This window comes from Streptomyces sp. JLBT605, assembly GCF_058215555.1.
Genome location: NZ_CM177087.1, coordinates 4,526,880 through 4,543,412 on the forward strand (window position 1 = coordinate 4,526,880; position 16,533 = coordinate 4,543,412).

Below are 16,533 nucleotides of genomic sequence, written 5' to 3' on the forward strand. Positions count from 1 at the left end.
GCCGCGACCTTTGCGAACCCAGGGGAGGGCGTATGCGCAAGGCGCTCAGATGGCTGCTGTCGCTGGTGGTGCTCATAGGCACCGTCAGCGTCGGCGCCGCGTCGGCAACAGGAGCGGCGACCGCCGCCGAGCCGGACATCAAGGACAGGCTCCTCTCCATCAAGGGGATGACCTTCGTCGAGGAGAAGCCGTATCAGGGGTACCGCTTCTTCGTCTTCACCTACAAGCAGCCGATCGACCACCGGCACCCGTCCAAGGGCACCTTCGAGCAGCGGATCACGCTGCTCCACAAGGCCACGGACCGGCCGACGGTGTTCTTCACCTCCGGCTACAACCTCAAGACCACCCCGCGCCGCAGCGAGCCGACGCAGATCATCGACGGCAACCAGCTCTCGATGGAGTACCGGTTCTTCACTCCGTCCCGGCCGCAGCCCGCGGACTGGTCGAAGCTCGACATCTGGCAGGCGGCCAGTGACCAGCACCGCCTCTACAAGGCCCTCAAGCCGATCTACGGCAAGAACTGGCTGGCCACCGGCGGCAGCAAGGGCGGCATGACCGCCACCTACTTCCGCCGCTTCTACCCGAACGACATGGACGGCACCGTCGCCTACGTCGCGCCCAACGACGTGGTGAACAAGGAGGACTCGGCCTACGACCGGTTCTTCTCCCACGTCGGCACCCCGGAGTGCCGCGCCAAGCTGAACGCCGTGCAGCGTGAGGCCCTGGTGCGCCGCGACGAGATCGTGGCCCGCTACCAGAAGTGGGCCGACGAGGAGAAGCAGACCTTCGAGGTCGTCGGCAGCGCCGACAAGGCGTACGAGAACGTCGTCCTGGACCTGGTGTGGGCCTTCTGGCAGTACAGCCTGGAGAAGGACTGCGCCTCCGTGCCCGCGCCGACCGTCTCCACCGACGAGCTGTACACCTTCATCGACAACATCTCCGGCTTCTCGGCCTACACCGACCAGGGCCTGGAGACCTACACGCCGTACTACTACCAGGCGGGCACCCAGCTGGGCTCTCCCACCTTCGAGACCCCGCACCTGGACGGGCTGCTGCGCTACCCGGGGATCTACGACCCGCGCAGCTACGTGCCGCGTTCCATCCCGATGAAGTTCCACCCGTCCGCCATGCGTGACGTGGACCGCTGGGTCCGGCACAACGCCGAGCAGATGATGTTCGTCTACGGGGAGAACGACCCGTGGGGCGCGGAGCAGTTCCGCCTGGGCAAGGGCGCCGAGGACAGCTACGTCTACAGCGCTCCGGGCGCCAACCACGGTGCCAACGTCGCCGGTCTGATCGCCGGCGAGAAGGAGAAGGCCACGGCCGACATCCTCAAGTGGGCCGGTGTCGCCCCGGCGGCGGTGCGGGACGGCGAGAAGCCGGCCAAGCCGCTGGCCAGGTACGACTCCAAGCTGGACAAGCGGGAGATCGAGCGCGAGCCGCTGCTGCGGCCGTAGCCTTCCGATCGACCGGCGGTCTCCGGACGGGCTCACCCGAGCCCGTCCGGAGACCTTTTTCACGCCACTCCGCAGAGCCCGTTCAGTACGTCAGTCCGTGTCCGACCGGGTAGAGCACGCGGGCCGGGTCATCGGCGCTTGGGACGGAGACCGGCAGTCTGCCGCGCGGACGGGTCCGCCCGGCGATGACCCGGGCGGCGGCCCGCATCTCCACATCCGTCCAGGAGTAGCAGGCCAGGGAGGCCGCGAGCCCGGCCCCGGTCAACTGGGCGATGTCGTACGGGTTGCGCAGCGCGAGATGGATCACCGGTACGCCGGTCGCGGTGAGCGCGGCGACCAGGGCGCGCTGGCTGGAGGCACGGCCCACGTTGTACGTCGCCACGATCACCGCGTCCCGCGTGCGGGCCGCCGCGACCGCCGCCTCGATCCGCTCCGGTGCCGGATCCGGCTTGCCGCCGGTGCCGGTGGACAGCGCCTCGGCGGTGAAGCCGAGCTCGGTGAGGGCGCGGGCGAGCACGGCGGTCGGTGGACCGCCGGTGCCCGAGGGCGCGGCCGGATCCACGCCGACCACGAGCAGCTCGCGGTGGCGGCGGCGGGAGAGCGGCAGCACCTCCCCGTCATGGGCGATCAGCGTCGTGGTGTGGCCGGCGATCCGGTCGGCGGCGGCGCGGTGCGAGCGGGTCCCGACGACCCGGTCCACCTCCTCGTCCGTGGTGTACGCGTCGGCGAACAGCCCGCGGCGCGCCTTCAGTTCCAGGATGCGCAGGATCGATTCGTCCAGTCGCGCCTCGCTGATCTCGCCGCTCTCCACCGCCGCGCGCAGGCCCTGCCAGGCGGTCGGCAGGTCCGGCGGGTTCAGCAACTGGTCGGCGCCCGCCTTGACGGCGAGCACCGGCACCCGGTCGTCGCCGTACTTCTCCCGGACCCCGGCCATGCCGAGCGAGTCGGTGACCACCACGCCGTCGAAGCCGAGTTCGCCGCGGAGCACCCCGGTGAGGATCGGCCGGGACAGGGTGGCCGGGTCGTCGACCGGGTCCAGGGCGGGGAAGAGCAGATGCGCGGTCATGATCGCTTCGATGCCGGCATCGATGGCGGCCAGGAACGGCGGAGCGTCCAGCCGTTCCCACTCCTGCCGTGAGTGGGTGATCAGCGGCAGCCCGACATGGCTGTCGACGGAGGTGTCGCCATGGCCGGGGAAGTGCTTGGCGGTCGCCGCCACCCCGCCACTGCGGTAGCCCTCCACCTGCGCCGCGACCAGCTCGGCGACGGCCCGCGGATCGGCGCCGAAGGACCGTACGCCGATCACCGGGTTGGCCGGGTTGACGTTGACGTCGGCCACCGGCGCGTAGTTCTGCCGGATGCCCAGCGCGGCCAGCTCCCGCCCGGCCACCCGGGCCGCGGCGCGCGCGTCGGAGACGCTGCCCCCGGCGCCCAGGGCCATCGCGCCGGGGAAGAGGGTGGCGGGTGCGCCGACCCGGGCGACGATGCCGTGTTCCTGGTCGGTCGAGATGAGCAGCGGCAGCGGTGTGGGCTGGGCGAGCCCGGCGCGCTGGATGCCGTTGGAAAGCCCGGCGATCTGGTGCGGGTCGCGGGTGTTGTGCGCCCAGGCGAAGTAGATGATGCCGCCCACGTGGTACCGGGCGATGAGCTCGGCGGCGTTGGCGACCCCCATCTCCTTGCGGTTGGACTCGACATCGGCGGGGTCGGGCTCGGTGGCGGAGTGTCCGTACACCCGCATCACGAAGAGCTGCCCGATCTTCTCCGGCAGGGTCATCCGGGCGATCAGTGCCCGGAGCTGCTCGCGACTGGGGCAACCGCGCCCGGCGTCGTCCCGGTCGGCGGCCCGGGCGGTGCCCTGCCCGGCGCCGTGGACGAGGGCGGCCCCGGCGGTGGCCGCCGCGGTCGCGGTGAGCACAGCCCGCCGGGTGGGTGGGCGGGAGGCAAGCCGCGTGGGCGGGTCGGCGGCGGGCCGCGCGGACGGGTGCGATGCGGGCTGCGCGGGCGGGTGGGCCGCGGGCTGCGTGGGTGGGTGGGAGGCGGGATCGTGCACCGTGCGCTCCTTCCGGAAAGGGGCAGGCTCATGGCGCGCGTCGAGCGGACGGCGGCGCCGCTCAGCCGGTGCCATGGCAATGCTCATGACACGGCATAGGCGCAGAGCCCCGGCGGGTCAATGGGCGAAGCGCGGCTGCTCCGGCATCCGTTGGCTCGGCACCGTGAAGACCGCCACGGCGTGGAAGGGCGCGAAGCACTCCGGCGGCGGGGGCTGGTGCTCCCCGGCGACCAGGCGAAGCGTGTCGCCCGAGCGGTGCAGCGTCGCGGACGGCCACTTCGCACATCCGGTCGTCACCGACCAGCCGACCAGGGTGAACCGGGAGAAGTCGGTGGCGTCCGCGCGCTCGTTGATCTTGACGCCGGCCGCCCCGAACCGCTTCGCGAAGGCGGCCAGTTGCGTGCGGTTCCGGATCACCTGGCGCACGTCCGGCACCGCGCCGGTGCCGGAGTCGAAGGAAGCGAGCCCGGTGTCGATCCGGCCGCCCTGCGAGGCGGGCGCGGAGTCGTCGGTGCCGGTGCCGGTGCCGGTGCCGGACGGTCGGCTGCCGGGCGAGTCGGCGTCGGCGGGCTGCTGCCCCTGACCGCAGGCGGCGAGCAGCGTGGCCAGCAGCAGGCTGGGCAGGGCGATCCGCGCCACCGCGCGAAGGGCGGTGCGCGTACGAGCGCGGGTGCGGGTGCGGGCGCGGTCGTGAGGCGTCGGGCGAGCTCGGCTGGTCGGCACACCGCTGGGACGTCCGGCGGCCCGGCCCGGTTCCGTATCGGGGCACATGCGCCCATGGTGCGCCGCGCGCCTCGCCCCCGCCCGCCGCCGCGCCGCGTGGCCCGGCCGGCCCCGCGGTCGCCGTAGCCATCCCAACCGTCCCCCAGTCGTAGCCGTAGCCGCGCGAGGGTGTCAGCCGTCGCGGTGGGGCCAGTGCCGCTGGAGGGTCCGGACCGTCTCGGTGATCGCCGGGCGGCGGGCCGCGCCCGGGCGCCACAGGGCGTACAGCCGCCGCACCGGAGTCGGCTCCAGTGGGATGGCGACCACCCCCGCCGGTATCGGGCCGCGGCCGAGCCGGGGGACCAGGGCGATGCCGAGCCCAGCGGCCACCAGCGCGATCTGCGACTGGTACTCGGCCACCTGGTAGGCGAGGTCCGGCTCCTGGCCGCAGGCGCGCAGGGTCCGGATCAGCCAGTCGTGGCAGACCGAACCGGGCGGTTGGCAGATCCACCGCTGGGCGGCCAGGTCGGCGCGGTCCAGGGTGGTGCGGGCGGCCAGCGGGTGACCGGCCGGGACGAGAACGTCCGAGGGGTCGTCGCCGATCACCGCCCGCTCCACGCCCTCCGGTGCGGGCAGCGGCGAGATGTCCCAGTCATGGGTGACCGCGACGTCGATCACCCCGCGCGCCACCAGGTCGGGCGACAGATGCGGGTCGACCTCCACCAGCCGGGCGTCCAGCGCGTCCGGCCCGGGGCCCGACCGGGGCCGCCCCCAGCGGTCGGTCAGCTCCGCCAGGACGGACGGCAGCAGCCCGCGCGCCGCCGAGGCGAAGGCGCCTATCACCAGCCGGCCGGTCGGCAGCCCGCGGCGCTCCTCCAGGGCGGTCTCGGCCCGCTCCACCATGGCCAGCAACTCCTCGGCGGTCTGCGCCAGTTGCGCGGCCGCGTCGGTCAGCGCCACCCCGCGGCCCCGCCGCTCCAGCAGCTTGGTGCGGGTCTCCCGTTCCAGCTTGGCGATCTGCTGGGAGACCGCGGACGGGGTGTAGCCGAGCGCGACCGCGGCGGCGCTGACCGAACCGTGCACGGCGACCGCGTGCAGCGCCCGCAGCCGGGACAGGTCCAGCATGCTCCACTCCTCACCCGCGGCCCGTTCGCGCGCGGGAGTCCCGCGCTCCGGACACCGCCGCCCGATGACCCGTTCTTGTAGCGTTGCTGCATCCAATCATGAAGAGATCCGCGCTGGTGCTTCACGGTCCAGGGCCGGGATCGTGAAGTCCATGCGACCCGTCCATCTCCTCCTCGCCGTCCTCACCACCGCCATCTGGGGTGTCAACTTCGTCGTCATCGAAGTCGGACTCGACCACTTCCCGCCGCTCCTCTTCTGCGCCCTGCGCTTCCTGGCCGCGGCGCTGCCCGCGGTCTTCTTCGTCGGCCGGCCGCAGGTCGCCTGGCGGTGGATCCTCGGCGTGGGAGTGGCGCTCGGCGTCGCCAAGTTCGGGCTGCTCTTCATCGGCATGCGGCAGGGCATGCCCGCCGGGCTCTCCTCGCTGGTGCTCCAGATCCAGGCGGTCTTCACCGCGCTCGCCGCCGCCCTGGTCCTCGGCGAGCGCCCCACCCGGGTGCGGCTGCTGGGCATGGCCGTGGCGCTCGCCGGCATCGCGGTGGCCGCCGTCGACGAAGGCGCCTCCGGGCCGGTCCTCGGCTTCACCCTGTGCGTGGCCGCCGCGGCGTGCTGGGGAGTGTCCAACGTGCTCACCCGGCGTGCCGCCCCGCCCGACGCGCTGCGCTTCATGGTCTGGGTGAGCGTGGTGCCGGTGCTGCCACTGCTGGTCCTCTCGCTGATCTTCGAGGGGCCGGCCGCCGACCGGGCCGCGCTCGCCTCCCTGGACTGGGGCGGGACCGGCGCCATCCTCTACGTCGCCTGGGTCACCACCCTGCTCGGCTTCGGGATCTGGGGCCATCTGCTGCGCACCTACGATGCCTCGGTCGTCGCCCCGTTCTCCCTGCTCGTCCCGGTCTTCGGGATGTCCTCGGCGGCGCTGCTGCTGGACGAGGCGATCAGCCCGCTGCGCTGGCTGGCCGCCGCGCTGCTGGTCGGCGGGGTGGCCCTCACCTCGCTGCCCGGGGCCTCGGTCGTCAGGCGGCGTCGGCGAGCAGCCGCATCAGATGCTCCCGCCCCGGACCGAGGAGCTCCGGCAGCGGAGCCGCCTCGGGGTGCCAGCGCCGCTCGTACTCCCAGCACAGCCAGCCTTCCCAGCCCGCGCGGCTGAGCAGTTCCACGCACTCGCCGAGCGGCAGCACCCCCGCTCCCAGTGGCAACGGACGCGTGTCCTCCGCGGAGGCGATGTCCTTGACCTGCACATGGCCCGCCTCCAGATGGGGGGCGAGCGCGGCGAAGGTGTCGGCCGGCTCCTCGCCGCCCAGCCAGGGGTGCATCACGTCCCAGATCGCCCCCGCCCCGCCGCCCGGAACGGCGTTCAGGACCCGGGCCGTGGCGGCGCCGGTGCGGTGCGAGTCATGGGTCTCCAGCAGCAGCCGCACGCCCCGGTCGGCGGCGTGCGGCGCGGCCGCCGCCAGCCGCAGGGCCGCCGCCGCGTCGGCCTCGGCGCCGGGCTTCTCCCCGGCGCCGGGGAAGACCCGCACCGCGGGCGCGCCCAGATCTCCGGCGAGGTCGGCCAGCTCCCGCAGCCCGGCCAGGACCGGCTCGTCCGGGCCCGCCTCGGCCACCCGCACGTACCCGGCGACGGCGAGGATCTCCACCCCGGCGTCGGCGAACCTGGCGGCCACCTCGGCCCGTTCGGCCGCCGCCAGCCCCGGATGCACCGGTTCCTCGGGGTGGGCGCGCAGCTCCACGCCGTGGTAGCCGTGCCCGACCGCGAGCCGGACCACCTCCGGCATGGGCAGCCCGGGCACGCCGAGCGTCGAAAAGGCCAACTTCATCAGGCACCTCGCTGAGCGGACGGTGGCTCCCCGGGCCACCTCCGCGGACTCCGCCCCGGGCGGTGCCGTGAGGAGGGCCCAGGCCGGACGTTAGGCAGCCGGGGCGTCGATCAGCCCCCGCGGCGCGGGCGGCGCGCCCTTCGGCTCACCCGCTTGGGCGCAGGGGGCGGCCGGTGGGTCTTGGCCGGCGTCGCGGAGACCGACCGGACACCCCCTTAACCCGCGCCGCCGGGACGCGGCGGAGCGGTGGAGGACCGGGCCATCAACTCGGTGCGGATCATCGCCACGCCGCCCGGCGGCAGCGGCTCCCGGCCGAGCGCCAGCCGCCCCGCCCGCGCACCGGCCTCGTGCAGCGGCAGCCGTACGGTCGTCAGCGCCGGGACCGCGTCGGCGCTGAACGGCAGGTCGTCGAAGCCGGCCACCGAGACGTCCTGCGGAATGCGAAGCCCTTGATCGCGCAGGGCCGCGCAGACCCCCAGCGCGATGGTGTCGTTGGCGGCCACCACGGCGGTCAGGTCCGGGTCGCGGCGCAGCAGTTCCAGCGCGGCGTCATAGCCCGACGAGCGGTCGTAGGAGGCGAAGACGGTCAGCCGATCGGCCTCCGCGCGCACCGCGCCCCCGCCGGGCCCCGCGCCCCCACCGGCCGGGACCGCGCCGCCGGAGGCGATCGCCGCGCCGCGGGCGTCCGCGCCCTCCGGGCCGCCGGCATCCCGGTACGCGACCGAGCCGCCCGCGGTCCGCGCGGCCAGGGCGGCGCGGTGGCCCTCCAGCCGATGCCGGGTGGTGGTGCGCTCGGCCGGGCCCGCCACATAGCCGATCCGCCGGTGGCCGAGGGCCAGCACATGCTCGGTCAGCCGCCGGGCGCCGCCCCGGTTGTCGAAGGTGAGGGTCACCGCGCCCGGCACCGGTGGCCGCCCGCACAGCACCACCCGGGTGCCGGTCGCGGTGAGCCGGGCGACCTTCGCGGCGACCGCGGCGGCGTGCGCCGGGTCCTCCACCGCCCCGCCGGTGATGACGACGGCGGCCGCGCGCTGGCGCTGGAGCAGCGTGAGGTAGGTGAGTTCGCGTGCCGGTGCCCCGGCGGTGCTGCATATGACGGCCAGCTTCTCGCCCGCCCGGCCCGGCACCCCGCCCCGGCCCATCTCGCCCTGCACCGCGCCCGCCAGGATGCCGAAGAAGGGGTCCGCGATGTCGTTGACGAGGACGCCGACCAGGTCCGAGCTGGCGGCCGCCAGAGCGCTGGCCGGGCCGTTGACCACGTACTCCAGTTCGTCGACCGCGCGCAGCACCCGCGCCCGGGTCGACTCCGCCACCGGGTAGTTGCCGCTCAGCACGCGCGACACCGTCGCCGCCGAAACCCGAGCCCGTGCCGCCACATCGGCCAGGGTCACTGCCATGGGTCCTCCACTGGTGAGCGACGTGGGCGTGGCGGCGGTCCGGACGCGTGCGGCGCGGGCCGCACCGGAACACCCCGGACACGCCGGGCGTGATGGGCGTACATGCTCTCACCCGGCGGTGCGGCGGCAAGAGGCCGTGCGCCGGATGCCTTGTCCGGCGGGCGGCGCGGCGACTAGCGTCGACGGGCTGAAAGCGCTTACTGACTTACCGGGGCCACCAACGGCATGCCGAAGCAGGAGGAAGCGACGTGAGGCGCAGACGAGTGCGGATCGCCATGAACGGCGTGACCGGCCGCATGGGTTACCGGCAGCACCTGGTCCGTTCGCTGCTCGCCATCCGGGAGGACGGCGGCCTCGATCTCGGCGACGGCAGCGTGCTGTGGCCCGAACCGCTGCTGGTCGGCCGGCGCGCCGCCGCGCTGCGCGCCATCGCCGAACGCCACGGCCTGGACCCGGAGGCCGATGTCGCCACCGACCTGGACGCGGTGCTGGCCGACCCCGGGGTGGACCTCTACTTCGACGCGCAGATCACCGCCGCCCGCGAACCGGCCCTGGCCAAGGCCATCGCGGCCGGCAAGGACGTCTACACCGAGAAGCCCACCGCGGACGGCCTGGCCGGGGCGCTGGAGCTGGCCCGGCAGGCGGACGCGGCCGGGGTGCGGCACGGGGTCGTGCAGGACAAGCTGTTCCTGCCGGGCCTGCGCAAGCTGAAGCGGCTGATCGACGGCGGATTCTTCGGCCGGATCCTCTCGGTGCGCGGGGAGTTCGGCTACTGGGTCTTCGAAGGCGACTGGCAGCCGGCGCAGCGCCCCTCGTGGAACTACCGCGCGGCGGACGGCGGCGGGATCGCGCTCGACATGCTGCCGCACTGGGAGTACCTGCTGCATGAGCTGTTCGGCCCCGTCCGGACCGTCCAGGCGCAGGTCACCACGCATCTCCCGCGCCGCTGGGACGAGCGGGGCGACGCCTACCAGGCCACCGCCGACGACGCGGTCTACGCGACCTTCCGACTGGACGGGGGGATCGTCGCGCAGATCAACTCCTCCTGGGCGGTACGGGTGCACCGCGACGAACTGGTGGAGTTCCAGGTGGACGGGACCGAGGGCTCGGCCGTCGCCGGGCTGCGCCGGTGCCGGGTGCAGCACCGTTCCGTCACGCCCCGGCCGGTGTGGGACCCGGATCTGCCGGTGACCGAGGACTTCCGCGGACAGTGGCAGGAGGTGCCGGACAACGGCGCCCTGGGCAACGTGTTCCGCGCGCAGTGGGAGTTGTTCCTGCGCCATGTGGCGCTCGGCGAGCCCTGGCGCTGGGACCTGCTGGCCGGCGCGCGCGGGGTCCAACTGGCCGAGCTGGGCCTCGCGTCGTCCGCGGGCGGGAGCCGGCTGGACGTCCCGGAGCTGACGCTGTGAACGGCGGCACCGGCGGCACCGGCGGCACCGGCGGTATCGGTGCCGTCGGGGGTCCCGGCGGCGTCGGCGGTCCTGGCGGCCTGAAAGGCACGCGTTCCGGCCGGGCGGGGGAGGGGCGGTGAGCGGCGCGACGACGACCCTGCGACTCCCCGACCCGGGCGGGCTGTTGCGCGGATACCGGCCCCGCTCCGAGCCGGTGCTGCCCGCCCCGGGCGCCGCCCCGCTCGCCTCCCGTGCCGTCTTCGCGGCGGCGCACGTGGTGGCCGACCCGTTCGCCGACACCACCGCGGACGGGCCCGCCGCCGTCGACTGGGACGCCACCCTCGCCTTCCGCCGCCATCTGTGGTCGTACGGGCTGGGCGTCGCGGAGGCGATGGACACCGCGCAGCGCGGCATGGGCCTGGACTGGGCGGGCGCGGCCGAGCTGATCCGCCGCTCGGCGGCCGAGGCGGCGGCCGTAGGCGGCCGGATCGTCTGCGGGGTGGGCACCGATCAGCTGACCGGGCCCGGGCCGGTGCCGCTCGCCGAGGTGCGCACGGCCTACGAGGAGCAGCTCGCGCTGGCCGAGGCGGTGGGCGCGCGGCCGGTGCTGCTGGCATCCCGGGCACTGGCCGCCGCCGCGCGCGGCCCCGAGGACTACCTGGAGCTCTACGACGGGCTGCTGCGGCAGGTGAGCGGCCCGGTCGTGCTGCACTGGCTCGGCCCGATGTTCGACCCGGCGCTGGCCGGCTACTGGGGCGGCGCGGACCTCGACGCCGCCACCGAGAGCTTCCTGGAGGTCATCGCCGCGCGCCCGGCCATGGTGGACGGCGTGAAGGTCTCGCTGCTCGACGCCGAGCGGGAGATCGCCCTCCGCCGCCGCCTCCCCGAGGGCGTCCGCTGCTACACCGGTGACGACTTCCACTACCCGGAGCTGATCGCCGGGGACGGGCGCGGCTTCAGCCACGCCCTGCTCGGGGTCTTCGACCCACTGGGGCCGATCGCCGCCCAGGCGGTGCGGATCCTGGACACCGGGGACGTCCCAGGCTTCCGGGCGCTGCTCGACCCGACCGTGCCCCTGGCCCGGCATCTCTTCCAGGCCCCCACGCGCTTCTACAAGACGGGCGTGGTGTTCCTGGCCTGGCTGGCCGGGCACCAGGACCACTTCACCATGGTCGGCGGCCTCCAGTCGGCGCGCTCGCTGCCGCATCTGGCGCGCGCCTACGAACTGGCCGACCGGATCGGGCTCTTCCCGGACCCGGCGCGTGCCGCGGCCCGGATGCGGCAGCTGCTGGCCCTGCACGGAGTGGAGACGTGATGACCGGACCCGCGGCGCACCCGCCCGACGCCGGGGCGGCGGAGCTCGCCCGGCTCAGCATCAACCAGCAGACCGTGCGCCAGTGGTCGCTGCCGCAGCTCGTCGCCGGGTGCGCCCGGGCCGGGGTGCCCGCGGTCGGGCTGTGGCGGGAGCCGGTGCGGGAGTTCGGGGTCGCGGCCGCCGCCCGGCTGGTGCGGGACGCCGGGCTGGCCGTCTCCAGCCTGTGCCGGGGCGGGTTCCTCACCGCCACCGACCCGGCGGAGCGGGCCGCCGCCCTGGCCGACAACCGGGCGGCGGTCGACGAGGCCGCCACCCTGGGCACCGGCACCCTGGTGCTGGTCTCCGGCGGCCTCCCGGCCGGCAGCCGCGACCTGGCCGGGGCCCGGGAACGGGTCGCCGACGCGCTGGCCGAGCTCGCCCCGTACGCCGCCGGGCGGGGCGTGCGGCTGGCCGTGGAGCCGCTGCACCCGATGTACGCGGCCGACCGCTGCGTGGTCTCCACCCTCGACCAGGCACTCGATCTCGCCGAGCGCTTCCCCGCCGGCCAGGTCGGGGTGGTGGTGGACAGCTACCACCTGTGGTGGGACGACCGGCTGCCCGGACAGCTCGGCCGGGCGGGCGCGCAGGGCCGGATCGCCGTCTGCCAGCTGGCCGACTGGGTGACCCCGCTGCCCGAGGGCGTCCTGCTGGGGCGCGGGCAGCTCGGCGACGGCTCGATCGATCTGCGCGGTTTCCGGGAGCGGGTGGAGGCGGCCGGCTACGACGGGCCGGTCGAGGTGGAGATCTTCAACCCGCGGCTGTGGGCCCGGGACGGCGCCGAGGTGCTGGCGGAGGTGACCGCCCGCTACCGGGCCCAGGTTCGCTGAGCCGCCCTGGATTGGGGGGCTGAGGCCCTGGGTTCGGCGGGAGGTAGGGCAAAGGGCCCCGACGACGGCTGTCGTCGGGGCCCTTTCGCGGGTCGCACCCGGAGGCGGGACGCGCCTGGCAGGCTCCGGCCGTGGCCGGGTCCCTGCCGCCGGTCACGGTCAGAAGTACGACATGATCCGGCGCGGGGCGTCGACCAGGCGGCTGACCGCCTGCACCGGCGCCGGCGGCTGGTCCGCGTGCTCGCGGTCGAGGTTGAACGCGTAGTAGATCTGCTCGATCGACGGCGGGCCGACGGCGAGGTTGCTGCGGACCGCGTCCGGGCCGCTCTTCTCACCGGTACGCACCAGGTAGGCGGCGGCCATCGAGCCGGTACGGCCCACGCCGGCGCCGCAGTGCACGTACACCGGTCCGTCGGCCGTGCGGACGACGTCCAGGAAGCGCTGGACCTGCTGCGGAGTCGGGGTCTGCCCGTCACGGATGGGGAGCCGGACGACCTTCAGGCCGGCCCGCTCCGGGGCGGCGAGCTGGGAGGCCGACAGGTCCTCGGCGCGCAGGTCCACCACGGTGGAGAACTTCTTCTCCGCCAGCGCCGCGTATCCGGCCGCGGAGGGCGCGGAACCGCGCCACAGCCGGTGCTCGCTGTCGACGGGCTGGAAGTGGTTGATGCCGGAGACGGTGACGGTACCGGTCGGCGGGGGAGTCTTGCTGCCCACCCACTGGGAGGCCACCAGGATGCCCAGGGCACCGACGGCCCAGAGGGCCAGATAGCCGATCGCGGTGAAACCGAGGACACGGAGCCCCAGGCGGAGCCGGCGGCGGCCCTTGCTCGGGGCGGGAGCGGTGTCGGTGACGGGGGTGAAGGGGGACCGGCTGCTGCGCCGGAGGAGCGGCGGGGAGACTGCCATGAAGTGTGGCCCGGGGGGGTCGGGGACAAGACGCCACGCGAGAAGCTGCGCGGAAATGGGATATTAGCCCGAATTCTCGCTTTTGGAAGTGACCTGCGTCTCACCGGAAGCCTGCCGGCCGCCCGCCCGGCCCTTGTCCGGCACCCGCCCGGAAGCCTGCCGGTCGCCCGCCCGGCACCCGCCCGCAACGCTCCTGGCACCCGCCCGGACCCCTCCCGGCACCCTCCGCGTCCGCGTCAGTCGGCTTCCGGATCGGTCTGCCCGATGCTGATGACCTCGAAGTGGGTGCGGTCCACCCCGGTGTCCTCCAGGCAGCCGCGCAGCCGCAGCCGGTCGTGGTCGGTCAGCGCCGGGTGGATCACCCCGGCGTACAGGCCGTCGCCCAGCTCGCCCAGGGTGGCGTGGCGGAGCAGCACCGAGGTGGAGTCCCGGCAGCGCTCCCACACCTGGTGGGCCGCGAAATCGGCCCGCTCCGGCGACGACTCGTTCCGCAGCACGACCTTCACCAGCACCGAGGTCGCCGCCGCCTGGCTCTCCTTCTCCGTCCTGGTCTGGGTGAGGTCGGCCAGTCCGACCACGCCGGCGCTCAGCAGTCCGACCACGGTGAGGGCCACCGCGCCGACCGCCCACGGGCTGCGCCCTTGTCCCAGCGGGGGCCCGTCCTCCAGCTCGGGCCCGCCGTCCCCGGCGTCCACCGGGGGCGCGGCGAGCGGCGCCAGCCGCCCTGCCAGCCGGTGCTCGGCGGCCGGCCGCACCGTGGACTCGGCGATCTTCTGCACCACCCACGCCAGGCCGGTGAGCAGCACTCCGGTGACCATCAGCACCGGCACGAACACATGGGTCCGCTCCACCCGCGGCTCGTCGGCCTCGTTCAGCCAGCGGAATCGCGGCCGGCCCGGCCCGGTGGGATGTCCGTCGACCGTCCCCCAGCCCCTTCCCGCGGACTCCGTCCGGGAGTACCCCAGGTGGGGTGTCGCCGGCCGCAGCCGGGCCAGCACATCCGCCCTGCGGCGGTCGTCGGCCATGCCGCGGTCGATGCGCTGCTCGAGCCGGGAGATCCGGCCGAGCACGGCCAGCCCGAGCAGCAGCACCTCGACGACGAGCAGCAGCACGCCGCAGAGGATCGCCCGCTGCCACTGCCAGCGGTAGAGGTAGATCACCACGTACGAGGCCGCGCCGATGGCGGCGGCGCCGCCGAACAGGAACGCCAGATGTCTCACCGGTCCACCTCCCGCCGCCGTTCGGCCGCGCGGCCGCCGTCCCGCTGCCGCCCGACCGCGTCCCCCGCCTCCCTTGTCCGCCCCGCGTGTCCGCCGCCGGGCCCGTCCGCGGCCGCCTGATCGGCGCCCGGTCCCGGGGGTTCGCCGCCCGGCTCGCCGTCGACCTCGCCGGTGGTCCCGTCCAGGGTGAGGTGCGAACCGGGCGGGAACCGCCGCACCGCGTCCCGCACCCCGACCACCGCGGGCAGCCGGAACTCGCGGGCCAGCACCGCCAGGTGGGAGAGCGGGCTGCCGTTCTGCGCGACCAGCCCCGCGACCGTGGGCAGCAGCGGGGCCAGGGCCGGGTCGAGGCTGCGCACCACCAGCACCGCGTCCGGCGGCCGCGTCCCGGACCCGTCCCAGGCCACCCCCCGGGCCCGGCCGGCGGAGACGCCCTGACCGGTCCCGTCCGCCGGGTGCCCGGTGCGCTCGGGGACGACCGTGCCGCCGTCCGCGAGCCGGAAGGCGTCCGGAAGCGGCGCGGACGCGGTCCGGGCCAGCCGTTCGCCGAGGTCGGTGGGGAGCGGCTGGTGCCGCAGCGCGGCCACCAGCTCCGGCCAGCGCAGCAGGGCCACCCGGTCCGGCTCCGCCAGCCCGCCGTTGAGCACCAGCCGGCGGGCCGCCTCCCGGACCAGCCGGGCCTGGAGCTCCTGCACCCAGCGGATCCGCAGCCGCAGCCCCTCGCGCACCGGCAGCGCGGCGACGCCCCTGCCGAGCCCGGTGCCGCCGCCCGGGTCCGCCGGCCCGTCCGGCAGCCGAGGCGGGCTGCTCAGGCTCGGCGGGACGAGTGCGAGCACCACCGGCGCGGAGGCGATGACCTCCGTGTCCGTCAGGCCACGCTCCCGGCCGTCCAGCAGCGCGGCGAGCGCGTCACCGGCCGCAGTGCCGCCGCCCGGCTCGTGCAGCAGCGCGCCCGCCAGCGCCTCCTGGGCGTGCAGCGCCACCAGGACCGCACGGCCCCAGCGCAGCAGCGCGATCAGCTCGGAACGGTCCAGCGCGCCAGGGGCCGGAGTCTCGGCGAGCCGGCGGTCCACGTCGGCGAGCAGATCGAGGGCCAGGTCGGGCAGCACCGAGCGCAGCCGTCCCACCCGCCAGGCGGCGGCCAGCCTGCGGGCCCCGGGCAGCGGGTTGAGCACCGCCAGGAAGCGGTGCCGGGGCGGCACGGCGCCGAGCAGCTCCAGGTCGGCGGCCGGCCGCCCGCCGACCGTCACCACCACCGGCGCACCACGCAGCCTGCGCCGCGGCACCGTCGCCCCGATGTCCAGCGCCGCGGCCAGCCCGCGCGACATCGGCGCCACCCACAGGTCCTCCTCCAGCGGCTGGAGGGCGTCCGGCAGGGTCTCGGCGACCGGGCCCGGCCCCAGCAGCCGGGCGCCGCGCGCCGGGCGGGCGGCCATCGCGGTGATCGGGCGGCTCTGCAGCAGCCACAGGCGCCCGTCGTGGTCGAAGGCGAACTCGATGTCCTGCGGTCCGCCGAAGAGCTGCCGGGCGCGCCGGGCCAGCCGCGCCAGCCGGTGCAGCTCGCCGCGGTCCAGCACCTGCTCGGTGCCCTGGTCGGCAGGCTCGGTGCGCAGCAGCCTGCCGTGCCGGGTGACGTGGTAGTCGGTGCCGGACCGCTCGCCGCTGACCAGGGTGTCCGGGCCGCCCAGGACCGCGCTGACCAGCATCCGGTCGTCCCGGCCCTCGATCGGGTCGGCGCCGAACAGCACCCCGCCGCTGCGCGCCTCCAGCATGACCTGGACCAGCACGGCCATCGCGTCGGGAGACCGGCTGCCCGGGCGCCTGGCGGAGTCCAGCACGGTGCGCACCGCCGCCTGGAATGCCTCCCGGCCGCGGACGTCGAGCACGGAGGTGAACTGCCCCGCCATGGAGGAGTCCTGAGTGTCCTCCTGGGACGAGGAGGAGCGGACGACCAGGGCGCGCGTTCCGTCCGCGGACAGCTCACGCCAGGCCCGTTCCACGGCCGGGGAGTCGGGTTCGGCGCCGTAGGGGATGACGAATCCGGGGAGCACCGGCAGTCCGGCGTTGGCGGCGCGGGCCAGGTGCGCCGCTTTGGCACCCGCCGATCCCGGGCGCTGGGCCTCGGGCTGCTCCAGCGTCACGGTCTGCGGGGCGCGTTCCTCGATCGTCGTCATGACATCCTCCCGCTTCCAGCCGCCAACAGGGGGGACGCGCGGGACCTGCCCGACGCCTGACAGCGGGACACAGGACGGGGGCGAGCCGGGCCGGCGGGTGAGGCCGGCACGGGACT

At 75.2% G+C, this 16,533-nt stretch carries 12 protein-coding genes and 1 pseudogene; 5 read left to right on the forward strand and 8 right to left on the reverse strand.

Annotated elements, in window-relative coordinates; all coding sequences use genetic code 11:
* Nucleotides 1–32: 32 nt before the first annotated feature.
* Nucleotides 33–1,457, forward strand: coding sequence for a S28 family serine protease (locus tag AC4BDD_RS19655; protein ID WP_490686762.1), 1,425 nt, complete (start codon nt 33–35; stop codon nt 1,455–1,457).
* Between the two features lie 82 nt (nt 1,458–1,539).
* On the opposite strand, the gene AC4BDD_RS19660 is transcribed toward AC4BDD_RS19655, so the two are convergent.
* From AC4BDD_RS19660 to AC4BDD_RS19670, 3 genes are all read right to left on the reverse strand, one after another.
* Nucleotides 1,540–3,372, reverse strand: coding sequence for a glycoside hydrolase family 3 protein (locus AC4BDD_RS19660; protein ID WP_490691846.1), 1,833 nt, complete (start codon nt 3,370–3,372; stop codon nt 1,540–1,542).
* 252 nt (nt 3,373–3,624) lie between these two features.
* Nucleotides 3,625–4,146: a hypothetical protein gene (locus AC4BDD_RS19665; RefSeq protein WP_490686763.1), complete on the reverse strand. Its 522-nt coding sequence runs from the start codon at nt 4,144–4,146 to the stop codon at nt 3,625–3,627.
* Nucleotides 4,147–4,401: 255 nt separating this feature from the next.
* Nucleotides 4,402–5,334, reverse strand: coding sequence for a LysR family transcriptional regulator (locus tag AC4BDD_RS19670; protein ID WP_490686764.1), 933 nt, complete (start codon nt 5,332–5,334; stop codon nt 4,402–4,404).
* A gap of 151 nt (nt 5,335–5,485) precedes the next feature.
* Between AC4BDD_RS19670 and AC4BDD_RS19675 the strand changes: the two genes are divergently transcribed.
* The gene (locus AC4BDD_RS19675) at nt 5,486–6,478 is read left to right on the forward strand and encodes an EamA family transporter (protein WP_490686765.1); all 993 of its coding nucleotides are present in this window, start codon (nt 5,486–5,488) and stop codon (nt 6,476–6,478) included.
* Here the strand turns inward: AC4BDD_RS19675 and AC4BDD_RS19680 are convergent.
* Together AC4BDD_RS19680 and AC4BDD_RS19685 are read right to left on the reverse strand one after the other, a co-directional pair.
* Nucleotides 6,468–7,148 (reverse strand): annotated as a pseudogene (locus AC4BDD_RS19680) (sugar phosphate isomerase/epimerase family protein); the annotation flags it as partial. The gene AC4BDD_RS19675 and the pseudogene AC4BDD_RS19680 overlap by 11 nt on opposite strands.
* A 215-nt stretch (nt 7,149–7,363) precedes the next feature.
* Nucleotides 7,364–8,545, reverse strand: coding sequence for a LacI family DNA-binding transcriptional regulator (locus tag AC4BDD_RS19685; protein WP_490686766.1), 1,182 nt, complete (start codon nt 8,543–8,545; stop codon nt 7,364–7,366).
* Between the two features lie 275 nt (nt 8,546–8,820).
* On the opposite strand from AC4BDD_RS19685, the gene AC4BDD_RS19690 reads away from it, so the two are divergent.
* From AC4BDD_RS19690 to AC4BDD_RS19700, 3 genes are all read left to right on the forward strand, one after another.
* Nucleotides 8,821–9,954: a Gfo/Idh/MocA family protein gene (locus AC4BDD_RS19690; RefSeq protein ID WP_490691847.1), complete on the forward strand. Its 1,134-nt coding sequence runs from the start codon at nt 8,821–8,823 to the stop codon at nt 9,952–9,954.
* Nucleotides 9,955–10,072: 118 nt separating this feature from the next.
* Nucleotides 10,073–11,251, forward strand: coding sequence for a dihydrodipicolinate synthase family protein (locus AC4BDD_RS19695; RefSeq protein WP_490686767.1), 1,179 nt, complete (start codon nt 10,073–10,075; stop codon nt 11,249–11,251).
* Nucleotides 11,251–12,117: a sugar phosphate isomerase/epimerase family protein gene (locus tag AC4BDD_RS19700; RefSeq protein WP_490686768.1), complete on the forward strand. Its 867-nt coding sequence runs from the start codon at nt 11,251–11,253 to the stop codon at nt 12,115–12,117. Before AC4BDD_RS19695 ends, AC4BDD_RS19700 begins: the two co-directional genes overlap by 1 nt.
* Nucleotides 12,118–12,276: 159 nt before the next feature.
* On the opposite strand, the gene AC4BDD_RS19705 is transcribed toward AC4BDD_RS19700, so the two are convergent.
* The 3 genes from AC4BDD_RS19705 to AC4BDD_RS19715 form a co-directional block, all read right to left on the reverse strand.
* On the reverse strand, nt 12,277–13,023 hold the full coding sequence (locus AC4BDD_RS19705) for a protein-tyrosine phosphatase family protein (RefSeq protein ID WP_490686769.1): 747 nt from the start codon (nt 13,021–13,023) through the stop codon (nt 12,277–12,279).
* Nucleotides 13,024–13,259: 236 nt separating this feature from the next.
* Nucleotides 13,260–14,243: a hypothetical protein gene (locus AC4BDD_RS19710; RefSeq protein ID WP_490686770.1), complete on the reverse strand. Its 984-nt coding sequence runs from the start codon at nt 14,241–14,243 to the stop codon at nt 13,260–13,262.
* Entirely contained in the window at nt 14,240–16,417 is a 2,178-nt protein-coding gene (locus AC4BDD_RS19715; protein WP_490686771.1) for a PEP/pyruvate-binding domain-containing protein, read from the reverse strand. Before AC4BDD_RS19715 ends, AC4BDD_RS19710 begins: the two co-directional genes overlap by 4 nt.
* Nucleotides 16,418–16,533: the final 116 nt, after the last annotated feature.

What these genes read in the sequence shown, in the direction of transcription:
- AC4BDD_RS19655 (WP_490686762.1), top strand. Translation starts at nt 33, where the DNA reads ATGCGCAAGGCGCTCAGATGGCTGCTGTCGCTGGTGGTGCTCATAGGC.
- AC4BDD_RS19670 (WP_490686764.1), bottom strand. Translation starts at nt 5,334, where the DNA reads ATGCTGGACCTGTCCCGGCTGCGGGCGCTGCACGCGGTCGCCGTGCAC.
- AC4BDD_RS19675 (WP_490686765.1), top strand. Translation starts at nt 5,486, where the DNA reads ATGCGACCCGTCCATCTCCTCCTCGCCGTCCTCACCACCGCCATCTGG.
- AC4BDD_RS19685 (WP_490686766.1), bottom strand. Translation starts at nt 8,545, where the DNA reads ATGGCAGTGACCCTGGCCGATGTGGCGGCACGGGCTCGGGTTTCGGCG.
- AC4BDD_RS19690 (WP_490691847.1), top strand. Translation starts at nt 8,821, where the DNA reads ATGAACGGCGTGACCGGCCGCATGGGTTACCGGCAGCACCTGGTCCGT.
- AC4BDD_RS19700 (WP_490686768.1), top strand. Translation starts at nt 11,251, where the DNA reads ATGACCGGACCCGCGGCGCACCCGCCCGACGCCGGGGCGGCGGAGCTC.
- AC4BDD_RS19705 (WP_490686769.1), bottom strand. Translation starts at nt 13,023, where the DNA reads ATGGCAGTCTCCCCGCCGCTCCTCCGGCGCAGCAGCCGGTCCCCCTTC.
- AC4BDD_RS19715 (WP_490686771.1), bottom strand. Translation starts at nt 16,417, where the DNA reads ATGACGACGATCGAGGAACGCGCCCCGCAGACCGTGACGCTGGAGCAG.